General features: G+C 72.2%; 9 protein-coding genes and 1 tRNA gene. 8 read left to right on the top strand and 2 right to left on the bottom strand.

From position 1 onward, the window contains the following. Positions 1-23 precede the first annotated feature (23 nt). The 3 genes from A6035_RS09590 (at position 24) to A6035_RS09580 (ending at position 4,397) form a co-directional block, all read left to right on the top strand. The gene (locus A6035_RS09590) at positions 24-1,211 is read left to right on the top strand and encodes a metallophosphoesterase family protein (RefSeq protein ID WP_108847604.1); all 1,188 of its coding nucleotides are present in this window, start codon (positions 24-26) and stop codon (positions 1,209-1,211) included. Then, the gene (locus A6035_RS09585) at positions 1,208-3,841 is read left to right on the top strand and encodes an AAA family ATPase (RefSeq protein ID WP_108847603.1); all 2,634 of its coding nucleotides are present in this window, start codon (positions 1,208-1,210) and stop codon (positions 3,839-3,841) included. The genes A6035_RS09590 and A6035_RS09585 overlap by 4 nt, the downstream gene beginning before the upstream one ends. Positions 3,842-3,917: 76 nt before the next feature. Then, a complete protein-coding gene (locus tag A6035_RS09580) occupies positions 3,918-4,397 on the top strand; it encodes a MarR family winged helix-turn-helix transcriptional regulator (RefSeq protein WP_235026743.1) in 480 nt (159 codons plus the stop codon). Positions 4,398-4,692: 295 nt separating this feature from the next. Here A6035_RS09580 and A6035_RS09575 read toward each other — a convergent pair. Continuing rightward, positions 4,693-4,765: transfer RNA gene (locus tag A6035_RS09575), tRNA-Arg, on the bottom strand. A 188-nt stretch (positions 4,766-4,953) separates the two neighbouring features. Here A6035_RS09575 and argS point away from each other — a divergent pair. The 5 genes from argS to thrB are packed head-to-tail and all read left to right on the top strand — an operon-like array spanning position 4,954 to position 11,408. After that, complete coding sequence (gene argS / locus A6035_RS09570; protein WP_108847601.1) at positions 4,954-6,606, top strand: arginine--tRNA ligase; 1,653 nt, start codon at positions 4,954-4,956, stop codon at positions 6,604-6,606. Then, on the top strand, positions 6,603-8,021 hold the full coding sequence (gene lysA / locus A6035_RS09565; protein ID WP_108847600.1) for a diaminopimelate decarboxylase: 1,419 nt from the start codon (positions 6,603-6,605) through the stop codon (positions 8,019-8,021). Before argS ends, lysA begins: the two co-directional genes overlap by 4 nt. Continuing rightward, on the top strand, positions 8,018-9,370 hold the full coding sequence (locus tag A6035_RS09560; RefSeq protein ID WP_108847599.1) for a homoserine dehydrogenase: 1,353 nt from the start codon (positions 8,018-8,020) through the stop codon (positions 9,368-9,370). Before lysA ends, A6035_RS09560 begins: the two co-directional genes overlap by 4 nt. Continuing rightward, positions 9,367-10,449: a threonine synthase gene (gene thrC / locus A6035_RS09555; protein WP_108847598.1), complete on the top strand. Its 1,083-nt coding sequence runs from the start codon at positions 9,367-9,369 to the stop codon at positions 10,447-10,449. The genes A6035_RS09560 and thrC overlap by 4 nt, the downstream gene beginning before the upstream one ends. After that, positions 10,446-11,408, top strand: coding sequence for a homoserine kinase (gene thrB, locus A6035_RS09550; protein ID WP_108847597.1), 963 nt, complete (start codon positions 10,446-10,448; stop codon positions 11,406-11,408). The genes thrC and thrB overlap by 4 nt, the downstream gene beginning before the upstream one ends. 96 nt (positions 11,409-11,504) lie before the next feature. On the opposite strand, the gene A6035_RS09545 is transcribed toward thrB, so the two are convergent. Beyond that, entirely contained in the window at positions 11,505-13,172 is a 1,668-nt protein-coding gene (locus A6035_RS09545) for a long-chain-fatty-acid--CoA ligase (RefSeq protein ID WP_108847596.1), read from the bottom strand. Positions 13,173-13,332 lie beyond the last annotated feature (160 nt).

Below are 13,332 nucleotides of genomic sequence, written 5' to 3'. Positions count from 1 at the left end.
GACCCGCGTCCTACGATGCGGCCATGACCACCCCACGGGACGGCGAGACGATCCGATTCCTGCACTCCGCCGACTGGCAGCTCGGCATGACCCGGCGGTTCCTCGGAGACGAGTCGCAGGCCGTCTACACGGCCGACCGGCTGGCCGCCGTGGAGGCGCTCGGCACGCTCGCGACCGAACACGGGGCGCAGTTCATCGTGGTGGCCGGCGACGCCTTCGAGGACAACGCGGTGCCGCGGTCGGTCGTCCTGCGCGCGGTCGAGGCCCTGGCGGCGTTCCCGGTGCCGGTGCTGGTGCTGCCCGGCAACCACGATCCGCTGGACGTGTCGTCGGTGTTCCGGTGCAGGGACTTCGCGCCGGCGGTCGAGGGCGGCGGCGTCGTCGTGCTCGACGGCACCGGGCCGGTCGAGGTCGTGCCCGGCGTCGAGGTCGTGGGCGTCCCGTGGACGTCCAAGCGGCCGGATCCCTCGCGGCTGCCGGCGTTGTTGGACTCCCTGGAGCCGACGGACGGTCTGCGTGTCCTGGTCGCCCACGGGGGGACGGACGAGATCTACGGTGGTCACTCGCCGTCGGTGGAGGCGATCGCGGTCGCCTCGCTGGAAGAGGCCATCGGGTCGGGTCGGCTGGACTACGTCGCGCTCGGCGACCGGCATTCGGTGACCCGGGTGGGCTCCGGGGAGCGGATCTGGTTCTCGGGCAGCCCGGAGACCACCGACTTCGACGATGTGGAGAGCGACTCGGGCCACGCCCTGCTCGTCGAGCTGTCCCGGGCCGCGTCCCCGTCGCAGCGGGGCGCCTGCGCGGTCACGCCGCTGCGGACGGGCCGGTGGTCGTTCCGCGCGATCGACGCCCGGATCGACACGGACGCCGATCTCGACGCCCTCGCGGAGCGGATCGAGGAGGTGGACGACAAGCCGCGGACGGTGCTCAAACTCGGGCTCACGGGCACCGTCGGAGTCGCTCTCCGGGCACGGATCGACGACCAGCTGGAAACGTGGGACGCGCTGTTCGCCGCCGCCTACCTGCGACAATCCCGGACCCATCTGGTCGTGCGGGCCGAGGACGCCGACTTCACGGACCTGGTCGACGGGTACGCGGGCCGCGCGGTCGCGGACCTCGTCGCGATGGCCGGGACCGGTGGGGCCGAGGCCGAGGACGCGGGCCACGCCCTCAGTCTGCTGTATCGACTCGTCGACGGAGGGACGCGATGATCCTGCACCGACTCATGCTCGAGGACTTCCGCGGGGTGGTCCGCGAGGAGGTCGATCTGGAACCGCGCGGCGTCCTGGTGATCGAGGGACCCAACGAATCGGGCAAGACCAGCCTCATGGACGCCCTCGAGATGCTCCTCGAGCACAAGGCCTCGTCCGGCCGTGCGGAGATCAAGGCCGCGAGTCCCGTGGGCAGGGACGTGCCCGTGGTGGTGGAGGCCGAGTTCACGGTCGACGGGCAGCGGATGCGGTACCGCAAGGAGTTCGTCCGCGGCAAGCGGACGTCACTCGAGTTCCCGGGTTCGACGCGGTCGGCGCTGAGCGGCGACGACGCCCATGACCACGTCCGCGACCTGCTGGACCGCCAGGTGGACCGGTCGCTGTGGAAGGCACTGCGGATCGCGCAGGACGAACCGGTGGGTCAAGTGGACGCGGCCAAGGGGATGGGCTCTCTACGCCGCGCCCTGGACGCCGCCGCGGGCGGCGAGGACCCCACCGGTGACGACTCTCTGATGGACCGCGTCGCGGAGGAACGCAACCGCTACCTGACGGCCCGCCGGGGCGAGCCGACGGGCGAGCTCGCGCGCTCGGAGACACGGCTCGCCGAGGCCCGGTCCGCCCTGTCCGAGGCGCGGGCACGCCACGCCGAGCTCGACGCCGCGGTGTCCGACCACGAGGCGCAGGCGTCGGTCCACCGGGCGCGGCAGGAGTCCCTGACCGCGCTCCGCGCGGAGGTCGACAGACTTGAGGCCGCGGGCCGCGTGGCGGACGAGCTGCGCCGTGCCCGCGCGGCCGCCGACGCCGAACTCGACCGCGCCGTGGCCGCACACGACGCCGCATCCGGCGCGCTGCGGGAGCGCCGGGCACTCGTCGCGAGGACCGAGGACGAGCAACGCCGGCACGACGACCTGTCGGCGGCCGCGGCAGCGGCCGCCGAGCGGATGGCGCCGGCGCAGGCCCGGGCCGACCGCACCCGCGCCGAACTGGAGGCCGCCGAGGAACGCGTCTCATCCGCCCGGGCCCGTCTCGACGCCGTCCGGGCGGATGAGGAACGGGCGCGGAGGCGCGCTGATCTGGAGGGGATAGAGCGCCTGCTGCGGACGCTAAAGACGCTCGGCGAGGAATTGCGGGGCAAGGAGGCCGACCTCGCCGCGAACGCGGTTCCCGACGGCGCCGTCGAGGCCTGCCGCCGCGCCGAGGACGCGCTCCGGCAGGCCGTCGCCCGGAGTGCGGCCAGCGCGCCCAGGGTGGAGATCGCCGGTGAGGGCGACGTCCGCGTGGCCGGGGAGCGCCTCGATGCGGGGACGGGGTGGACCCGCGACATCGTCGAGGAGACGGTCTTCGAGGTGGGCACGGTCTCCCTCACGGTCGTCCCCGCGGGCGACACGGAGGCGGTCAGGCGGGAGGAGAACGCCGCACGCGCCGAACGGGACCGGCTCCTCGCCGACCTCGGCGTCGACTCCGTCGAGGAGGCGGATCTGCGGGCACGTCGCGCTGAAGGCCTCCGGGCCGAGGTCGCCGCCCTGAGGCGCCGTCGGGCGGACCTGCTCGGCGCCGACACACCGGAGGATCTCGAGGACCGGCGGGCCGACCTGCGGGCTCTGCTGGCCGACGCGCTGGAGCCGGCGGCCGAGGAGGGCGGCGGGTCGACGGCGGCCGACGCCGACGGGGCCGGGGACCCGGCGGAGGAGGCCGCGGACGCGGAGCAGGCGCTCGCACGATGCCGGGCCGACGACCGCGCCGCGGATGTCGAGGCCGCGACCCTCAAGACCGAGCACGCGACCAAGGCGGCGTTGGCCGCCGAGGCGGCCGGACGCCTGGGTGAGTGCAGGGACGCGCTCAGCGCCGCGAGGGAGGCGGTCTCGGACCGCGACCTGGAGGAGGCCGAGGCGGAGACACGCGCGCACGCACAGGCGGCGCGGGAGAAGGCGCAGCAGGCCAGGGCCGCGCTCGAGGACGCGCTCGCCGATGCGCCGCCGGACCTGCTCGACAACGCGCGGGCCTCACTCGCCACGCTCGCGGCGGAGGAACGCGACTCCGCCGCGGCGGTGGCCACGGCACTCGGTCGGGTCAACGCGATCGGCGACCAGGGACGGCTCGAGGCGGTCGCCACGGCGGAGCGCGAACTCGACTCGGCGGAGCGGGAGAACGCCGCACTGTGGCGTCGCGCCCGCGCGGCGGACCTGCTCCACCGCACACTCGTCGCTCGGCGGTCAGAGGCGTTGCTCGCCTACCAGGAGCCGTTCCACCGCGCAGTCGTCGAACTCGGGTCGCTCGTCTACGGGCGCGACTTCGACGTCCGCCTCGGCGAGGACCTGACGATCCTGTCCCGGCGGATCGGCGACGTCACGGTGGACTACGAGTCCCTGTCAGGGGGTGCGCGGGAGCAGCTTGCGGTCATCGTCCGTATCGCGTGTGCGCGTCTCGTCGGGGACGACGGCGTCCCGGTGTTCCTCGACGACACCATGGGTTACACCGACCCGTCGCGCAGGCTCACCATGGGTGCGGTCATCGCCGCAGCCGCGGCGACCTCGCAGGTGATCGTGCTCACGTGCGACCGGGCGCGCTTCGCCGGCATCGGCGGCGTCCGCACCCACGTGATGCAGCGATCGGGCGCGTCCGCCCGATGACCGCGGACCGATCGAGTGCGGGTTGCGGGGGAGAGCCTGGACACTCGGCGAAGGAATGCCGTGCTGTAATAGTCACATGAGTCAAACACGCTGGTTGAGCGACGACGAGCAGCGCATGTGGCGGCGGTACCGCGACGTCAATCAATTGCTCGAGCTCGCGATGGAACGGCAGCTCCAGCGTGACGCCTCGATGTCCCAGTCCGACTACTCGGTGCTCGTGAGCCTCAGTGAGGGCAGCGAGCAGGGCCTGCGTGCGCGCGAACTGGGCGCGGCGCTGGGCTGGGACCGCAGCCGGGTCTCCCACCAGGTCCGTCGTATGGAGGGGCGCGGCCTGGTCGCCAAGGGCGAGTGCCCCGAGGACGGCCGCGGCACCGTCGTCACCCTGACCGATGCGGGCGCCGAGGCGATCGCCGCCGTGGCCCCCAAGCACGTGGAGAAGGTCCGCGAGCTCTTTATCGACGAGCTCACTCCCGAGGAGGTCGGAATCCTCACCGACATCTTCGAGCGGGTCGTGAACCGCGTCGGGAAGGTCGACGGCATCACCCTGCCGCGGTGACCCCCCGGCTGTGCGCTGACTGACCCGGCCCGCCGCTGACCGCCATCCGACCGGCGCAAGGGCCCGCGCCTGTGCCGACCACCCGCCCGACGAGTGGTCGCACACGCAGAGATTCTGCGCACCCACCTGGGCGAAACGTGAGCGGATGTGACCACGCGATGCACTGCGGGTCGTCTCATGCTGCTCGTGGCCGCACGCTGATCGTCATGCCGCGTTGCTCCCGGTACCCCGCCGTGGACAGAAGAAAGCCCTCTCCCTGCCCTGCGACTCTGCAGGCGGGAGAGGGCTTCTGTCGTGCCCCCGAAGGGAATCGAACCCCTGACCTTTGGTACCGGAAACCAACGCTCTATCCCCTGAGCTACGAGGGCGGGATACCGGCCCGCAGGGGCCGGAGGCTGTGCCGAGGCCCCGCGTGGCGGAACCGGTCGAACAGCGAGACTGATCGTAGCACCGGGCCCGGGCGGACACCGCATCGGGTGCCCGCCGGCACGGGCGGCCGGTGCGCCCGCGGGCTCCGATTCCCGGCTCGACGTGCCGACATCTAGGATGGGAAGACGTGACTCCCGCCGACCTCGCCGCCGTCATCCGCGCCGCCCTCATCGCCGTTCTCACCGAGCGCGGCGCCAACACGTCGGTCGTCCCGGAGACGGTGACCGTCGAGCGGCCGCGCAATCCCGAACACGGCGACTACGCGACCAACGTCGCGCTGCAGCTGGCCAAGAAGATCGGGTCGGCGCCGCGGGACCTCGCACAGGCGCTCGCGGACGCGTTGGCGCAGGACCCGGGCATCGCGTCGGCGGAGATCGCCGGTCCCGGCTTCCTCAACATCCGGCTCGACTCCGGCGCCCAGGGCTCGCTCGTCGCGACCGTGCTCGAGAAGGGGAAGCGGTACGGCTACGGCGACGCGATGGCCGGCCGACGGGTCAATCTCGAGTTCGTCTCCGCGAACCCCACCGGACCCATCCACCTGGGCGGCACCCGGTGGGCGGCAGTCGGTGACGCGCTCGGCCGCGTCCTGGAGGCTTCGGGGGCCGAGGTCACGCGTGAGTACTACTTCAACGACCACGGTGCCCAGATCGACCGGTTCAGCCGCTCACTGGCCGCTGCTGCACGTGGCGAGGAGACCCCGGAGGACGGGTACGCCGGGGCCTACATCCAGGACATCGCCGCACAGGTGATGACCGCGCATCCCGGCGTTCTCGACACGCCGGAGGACGAGGCGCTGGAGACGTTCCGCGCGGCCGGGGTCGACCTGATGTTCTCCCACATCAAAGACTCGCTCGCCGAGTTCGGGACCGTCTTCGACGTCTACACGCACGAGAACTCCATGTTCACCTCGGGCGCCGTTGACCGGGCGATCGAGACGCTCAAGGGAAACGGCAACCTGTACGAGTCCGAGGGTGCGTGGTGGCTGCGTTCCACCGCATTCGGGGACGACAAGGACCGTGTCGTCCTCAAGTCCGACGGCGACGCCGCCTACATCGCCGGCGACATCGCCTACTTCCTCGACAAGCGCGAGCGTGGATTCGACCTGTGCATCTACATGCTCGGCGCCGACCACCACGGGTATATCGCGCGGCTCAAGGCGGCCGCCGCGGCGCTGGGCGACGACCCGGCGAGCATCGAGGTGCTCATCGGCCAGATGGTCAACCTCGTGCGCGACGGCGAGCCGGTGAAGATGAGCAAGCGGGCGGGCACGGTCATCACCCTCGACGACCTCGTGGACGCGATCGGTGTCGACGCCGCGCGCTATGCGCTGATCCGGTCCTCGGTCGACCAGACCATGGACATCGACCTGAAGCTGTGGACGTCGGCGACCAACGACAACCCGGTCTTCTACGTGCAGTACGCACACGCGCGTCTCTGCTCCCTCGCGCGCAACGCGGCCGACCTCGGGGTCACCACGGAGGGCGCGGACCTGGCACTGCTCGTCGAGGACCGCGAGGGTGCCCTCATCCGCACCATCGGCGAGTTCCCCCGGGTCGTCGCCAGCGCCGCGGACCTGCGCGAGCCGCACCGCGTCGCGAGGTACCTCGAGGAACTGGCCGGCGCCTACCACCGCTTCTACGACACCTGCCGGGTCCTGCCGATGGGCGACGAGGAGCCCGGGCCCCTGCACGCGGCCCGGCTCGCGCTGAGCTCGGCGACCCGGCAGACGCTGGCCAACGGCCTCCGCCTCATCGGCGTCACCGCCCCGGAGCGGATGTGAGCGCGCATCCCGCGGGCACCCGGCACGAGGTCCCGCACGCCCCCGGTATCGCCGAGCGGCCCGCCGACGCCGACGACCTCATGGCGCTGGCCCCGTCGGTCTGGCCGCGGGGCGCCCGTCGGCGCGACGACGGCGTCGTCGAGATCGCCGGCGTGCCGGTGACCGCCCTCGCCGCCGAGTTCGGGACGCCGTTGTTCGTGATCGACGAGGACGACTTCCGGTCGCGCTGCCGCGAGATGGCCGACGCGTTCGGGGGAGCGGAGCGCGTGCACTACGCGTCCAAGGCATTCCTCACCACCGAGACGGCCCGCTGGGTCGCCGACGAAGGGCTCAGTCTCGACGTCGCCTCGGGGGGTGAGCTGGCCATCGCCCTGCGGGCGGACTTCCCGCCGGAGCGGATCACCGTGCACGGCAACAACAAGTCGGCCGACGAGCTGCGGTTCGCCGTGCGCAGCGGCGTCGCCCACGTGGTGATCGACGCGATGTCGGAGATCGAGCTGCTGGACCGGATCGCCCGCGAGGAGGGCGTGGTCCAGGACGTGTTCATTCGCGTCACCGTCGGTGTGGAGGCCCACACCCACGAGTTCATCGCCACCGCGCACGAGGACCAGAAGTTCGGTTTCTCTCTCGCCGGTGGCGCGGCGATGGAGGCGGTCCGGGCCGTCTTCGCCGCGTCGCACATCCGGCTCACCGGCCTGCACAGCCACATCGGCTCGCAGATCTTCGACATCGACGGCTTCGAACTCGCGGCCCGCCGGGTCATCGGACTCCTGCGCGACATCGTCGACGAGTTCGGCACGGAACGCACGGCACAGCTCGACCACCTCGACCTCGGTGGCGGGCTGGGCATCAGCTACGTCCCCTCGGACGATCCGCCTCCGGTGGACCGGCTCGCGGCCTCCCTCCGAGAGATCGTCGAGGGCTTCGCGCGTGACGCGGGGCTGACGCCGCCGACCCTGGTCGTCGAGCCCGGCCGCGCCATCGCCGGTCCCGGTACGGTCACCGTGTACGAGGTCGGTGTGGTCAAGGACGTCGATCTCGCCGGGGGCGAGCAGAGGCGGTACATCAGCGTCGACGGCGGCATGAGCGACAACATCCGTACGGCCCTCTACGACGCCGTCTACGACGCCCGGCTCGTGGGACGCGCCTCGGGTGCCGAGCCGGTCGTGTCCCGGCTCGTGGGTAAGCACTGCGAGAGCGGGGACGTGGTGGTCCGCGACCTGTGGATGCCGGAGGACGCCGGCCCCGGCGACCTGGTGGCCGTCGCGGCCACCGGCGCGTACTGCTACTCCATGTCGAGCCGCTACAACCTGATCGGGCGACCCGCGGTGGTCGCGGTGCGCGACGGGCGGGCACGACTGCTGCTGCGCCGTGAGACCCTGGACGATCTGACGAGCCTGGAGGTGGGACAGTGAGCGACGTAACCGCGTCGGGCGTGCGACCCGTGGGAGTGGCGGTGCTCGGGATGGGCACCGTCGGAACCGAGGTCATCCGCTATATGACCGAGAACGCCGAGGCGCTGGCCGCCCGCATCGGGGCGCCCCTGGTCCTGCGCGGCGTCGCCGTCCGCGACCTGACCAGGGACCGCGGGCTGGACCCGGATCTGCTCACCGCCGACCCGGCCGCGCTCGTCTCGCGCGAGGACGTCGACATCGTCGTCGAGCTCATGGGGGGCATCGACCTCCCACGCCCACTCCTGCTCGAGGCGCTGCGTCACGGCAAGGCCGTGGTGACCGCGAACAAGGCGCTGCTCGCCGAGTACACCGACGAGCTGGCCGAGGCGGCGGACTCGACGCACACCGACCTGTACTTCGAGGCGGCCGTCGCCGGCGCGATCCCCGTCATCGGACCCCTGCGTCGGTCGATGGCCGGCGACCAGGTCGAGCGCGTGGTGGGCATCGTCAACGGCACCACCAACTACATCCTGTCGGAGATGGGCTCGACCGGCGCGGACTACTCGGAGACGCTCGCCGAGGCCTCCCGGCTGGGCTACGCGGAGGCCGACCCGACGGCGGACGTCGAGGGCTATGACGCCGCGGCCAAGGCCGCCATCCTCGCCTCGATCGCGTTCCACAGCCGCGTGACCGCCGGCGACGTCTACCGCGAGGGCATCTCGCGCATCTCGCCCGACGACTTCGAGTCCGCGCGTGACATGGACTGCACCATCAAGTTGCTGGCGATCTGCGAGAAGCTGCGTCAGAGCGACGGCTCGGAGGCGGTCTCGGCGCGCGTGTACCCGGCCCTGCTGCCGAACAGCCACCCGCTGGCGGCGGTCAACGGCGCGTTCAACGCGGTCGTGGTGGAGGCCCAGGCGGCCGGCCGCCTCATGTTCTACGGTCAGGGCGCGGGCGGCGCGCCCACGGCCTCCGCCGTGCTCGGTGACATGGTCGCGGCCGCACGCAACAAGGCCGGCGCGGGCCGCGCGCCCGGCGAGTCGACGTACGCCGCCCTGCCGGTGGCGAACATGGACGAGATCTCGACCAGGTACCACGTGCGCATGCGGGTCGCGGACAAGCCGGGGGTGCTCGCCCAGGTGGCCACGGAGTTCTCCACCCACGGCGTCTCGATCGCCCAGGTCCGCCAGACCGAGGTCGAGGTGCCCGACGCCGAGGCCGAGGACGTCGAGCCGACCGCCGAGATCACCGTCCTGACCCACCTGGCCACCGAGCGCGCTCTGGCGGACACCGTCGCCGCGCTGTCGGACCAGGACGCGGTCACCGCCATCACCAGCGTCATCCGTCTCGAGGGAGTGGACACCGAATGAGCAACACCCACCAGCCCGTGCACCGCCGGTGGCCCGGCCTCATCGAGGCATACCGCGATCGCCTGCCGATCGGGTCCGACTGGGAGCCGGTGACGCTGTACGAGGGCGGTACCCCGCTCATCCACGCCACCCATCTGTCCGCGGTGACCGGGTGCGAGGTGTACCTCAAGGTCGAGGGTCTCAACCCGACCGGCTCGTTCAAGGACCGCGGCATGACCATGGCGGTCACGGACGCGAAGGCGCGGGGCCAGAAGGCCGTGCTGTGCGCGTCGACGGGTAACACGTCGGCGTCCGCGGCGGCGTACGCCACCCGGGCCGGCATGGGATGTGCGGTGCTCATCCCGCAGGGCAAGATCGCCGCCGGCAAGCTCGCCCAGGCGGTCATGCACGGCGCGACGATCATCCAGGTCGACGGCAACTTCGACGACTGCCTCGAGCTGGCGCGCAAGACCACCGCGACCTACGCGGAGATCGGGCTCGTCAACTCGGTGAACCCGGTGCGTATCGAGGGGCAGAAGACCGCGGCGTTCGAGATCGTCGACGTCCTCGGCCGCGCGCCCGACCTGCACTTCCTGCCCGTCGGCAACGCGGGCAACATCACCGCGTACTGGAAGGGCTACACCGAGTACCACGCCGACGGCGTCCTCTCGTCCCGGCCGCGGATGATGGGTGTGCAGGCCGCAGGAGCGGCGCCGCTCGTCGACGGCGCACCGGTCAAGGACCCGGAGACGATCGCCACCGCCATCCGGATCGGCGCCCCGGCATCGTGGGACGGGGCCGTGGCGGCGCGGGACGAGTCCGGCGGCACGTTCCGCAAGCGCACGGACGAGCAGATCCTCGAGGCGTACCGCACGGTCGCCGGCAAGGACGGCGTGTACGTCGAGCCCGCGTCGGCCGCGTCCGTGGCGGGCCTGCTCGACGCCCACGCGAACGGCGAGCTTCAGGCCGGCCAGACCATCGTGTGCACGGTGACCGGGAACGGTCTCAAAGACCCGGACACGGCGCTGCTGGGCGTGCCGGAGGTCGAGCCCGTGCCGGTCGATCCCTCCGCGGTGGCCGGCGCCCTCGGTCTGCAGTGAGCGACGTGGACGGTTCCGGCCCGGAGGTCTTCGGCAGCTCGGGCGGGCGCATCCTGCCCGTCGGCCGGACGGTGACGATCGAGGTCCCCGCCTCGAGCGCGAACCTCGGGCCCGGGTTCGACGCGCTCGGTGTCGCGCTCGGCCTGTACGACACCATCTCGGTGACCGTCATCGCCTCGGGTCTCGAGCTCGAGGTCTCGGGGGAGGGTGCGGGCCAGGTGCCCGAGGACGCCTCCCACCTGGTGGCCAAGGCCGTCGAGGCGGGGCTCCGGGCGGGCGGTGTGGGTGCGCCGGGCGTACGGATCTCGTGCACCAACTCGATCCCGCACTCGCGCGGTCTCGGATCGTCGGCCTCGGCCGCGGTCGGGGGACTGGTGGCGGCGAACGGGCTGATGGACGGGGCGCTGTCCACCGACCACCTCGTGCAGCTGGCGAGTGAGTTCGAGGGCCACCCGGACAACGCCGCCGCGAGTGTCCTGGGTGGCGTCGTGGTCTCGTGGACCGAGCGGTCGACCGACGGCGTCCGCTACCGGGCCGTGCGCATGGAGGTCGACCCGTCGATCGTGGCGACCGTGCTGGTGCCGTCGGAGACGTCCTCCACCGCCCAGACCAGAGGTCTGCTGCCGGCGACCGTCCCGCACGAGGACGCGGCGTTCAACGCGAGCCGCGCCGCGCTCATGTCGGTCGCCCTGGCCTCTCATCCCGAACACCTGCTGGCCGCGACCGAGGACCGGCTGCACCAGTCGTACCGCGCACCGGCGCTGGTCGGCACCACCGAGTGGGTCACCCGGCTCCGCGAACGCGGGTTGGCGGCGACAGTCTCCGGTGCGGGCCCGACAGTGTTGGTGCTCGGCACCGGCGCGCTCCCCGCGGATCTGCGGGAGTTGGCGGAACGACAGGGGTGGACGGTCCGGGACCTGGACATCGCGGACGGCGCCCGAGTCGTCGCGACCGGCTGACCGCCGCCTGAGCCGCGCCGACCGGCGCCAGGCACCCCGCCGACCGGCGCGAGGCGCCGCGCCGTCCCGCCGACCAGAGCCTGAGCCGCGCCGCCGTCAGCGCGCCGCGCCGGGCGCGATCGTCGTGACCTGGTAGTCGCCCGCGGCGTGGCGGGCACGGATCCGGATCTTGTCGAACTTCCCGACGGTGGTCTGGGGGATGTGGTCGACGAACGCCCAGTGATCGGGGCGTTTCCACGGTTCGACGTGCCCGTCGAGCCCGTCCCAGAGCGAGCGGGCGGTCGCGGTGGCGCCGGCCTTGAGACGGACCAGCACGAGGGGCCGGTTGCCCCAGCGTTCGTCGGGCACGCCGACGACGGCGACCTCCGCGACCCGGTCGTCCCGCAGGACCGCGTGCTCGAGTTCGACGGTGGAGATCAACTCTCCCCCGGAGGCGATGATGTCGTCGACCCTGTCGACCACGTCGAGGTAGCCCTTCGGCGAGATGGTGCCGACGTCGCCGGTGCGTAGCCACCCGTCGACGAAGCGGTCGGACGCCTGGTCGCCGAGGTATCCGGCCGTGACCCACGGTCCGCGGATCTGGAGTTCGCCGGCGGACCACCCGTCGTTCGACTGGACCCGGTCGCCGTCGACGAGGCGGGCCTGGACGCCGGCGGGGAACCTGCCCTGGCCGAGCATCTGCGCGCGTCGGTAGGTGGCCGACGAGTGCGGGTCCGGGCGGGCGAACGTGGCGATAGGGCTGGATTCGGTGAGGCCGTAGGCCTGCATGATCGTGACGCCGTGGCGCTTGACGAAGGCGTCGAACAGCGCCTCGGGGACGGGGGAGCCGCCGACGAGGACCTCGCTGAGGTGGCCGACCTGTTGGGGGTTCGTCTCGAGGCGCTGGAGAAGACGTTGGAGGGTGGCGGGCGTGGTCGCCATCTTGTTGGGTCGGTAGGTGCCGAGGAGTTCGGCGACGTCGGCGCCGGTGCTCATGGCCTTGCCCGGGCGCGGTCTGGCGGTGATGATGCCCGCGCCGGACATGAACGCCGCGTAGGGAAGTCCCCACGACATGACGTGGTACATGGGGATGGTGGACAGGACGGTGTCGCCGCTGCGCAGTGCCGCGCTCTCGGCCATGCACATCTGCATGGAGTGGAGCCAGATGGACCGGTGGGTGTAGGCGACGCCCTTCGAGGCGCCGGTGGTGCCCGACGTGTAGGCGATGGCCGCCGCGGAGCGTTCGTCGAGTTCGGGCCACGGGTAGGTGGTGGGTTGCCCGTCGAGGAGGGCTTCGAGGGCGTGGACCTCGGCGCGGAGGTCGCCGGGGGCGGGGGTGACGGTGGCGTCGACGACGACGAGGTGGCGCAGCGTCTCGACCTGTGCGGCCACGGCGAACGCCGACGGGAGGAGTTCGGGATCGACCAGGATCACCTCGACCCGGTTGTCCCGCAGGGCGGAGAGGATGAAGTCCTGGGAGCGGAGGATGTTCACGGGGAGTGCGACGGCGCCCATGGCGGGCAGCGCGAACATGAGCTCCACGACCTCCGTGCGGGCGCCGGAGAGGATGCCCACCACGTCGCCGGGACGCACGTCGAGGCCGGCGAGCGCGTGCGCGGTGGCGGCGGCACGGGAGGCGACGACGTCGAAGCGGACGGGCCGTGGCTCCAGGTCGCCGACGAATCCGGTGACGGTGGAACCACCGTGCCGCTCGGCGGCGTGCTCGAGGATGCGGGAGACGAGCAACGGCGTGTCCGCCATGGTTCCGAACACGGTCACCTCCACGTCGTGTGCCCTTCGGTGTGGTGTACGTTACCGGCCCCGGTGACGGCCCCTCGCGCCGGTCGCGACCCGCGCGAGGGGGACGTGCACGCTATCGGCATCCGGGTAGTATGCTTGTCCTCAGTCACGGGCGCCCGGTCGTCCCCGCGTCCCGAGTCATCCC

Origin of the sequence: Dietzia lutea (assembly GCF_003096075.1) — a bacterium.
In the GTDB taxonomy this organism is placed as follows: domain Bacteria; phylum Actinomycetota; class Actinomycetes; order Mycobacteriales; family Mycobacteriaceae; genus Dietzia; species Dietzia lutea.
Note: the sequence above shows the minus strand (reverse complement) of the source record. Positions and strands in the feature narration are given on the sequence as shown.

Excerpts from the sequence above, each read along its gene's own strand:
- A6035_RS09585 (WP_108847603.1), top strand. The coding sequence starts at position 1,208 with ATGATCCTGCACCGACTCATGCTCGAGGACTTCCGCGGGGTGGTCCGC.
- A6035_RS09580 (WP_235026743.1), top strand. The coding sequence starts at position 3,918 with ATGAGTCAAACACGCTGGTTGAGCGACGACGAGCAGCGCATGTGGCGG.
- A6035_RS09590 (WP_108847604.1), top strand. The coding sequence starts at position 24 with ATGACCACCCCACGGGACGGCGAGACGATCCGATTCCTGCACTCCGCC.
- thrC (WP_108847598.1), top strand. The coding sequence starts at position 9,367 with ATGAGCAACACCCACCAGCCCGTGCACCGCCGGTGGCCCGGCCTCATC.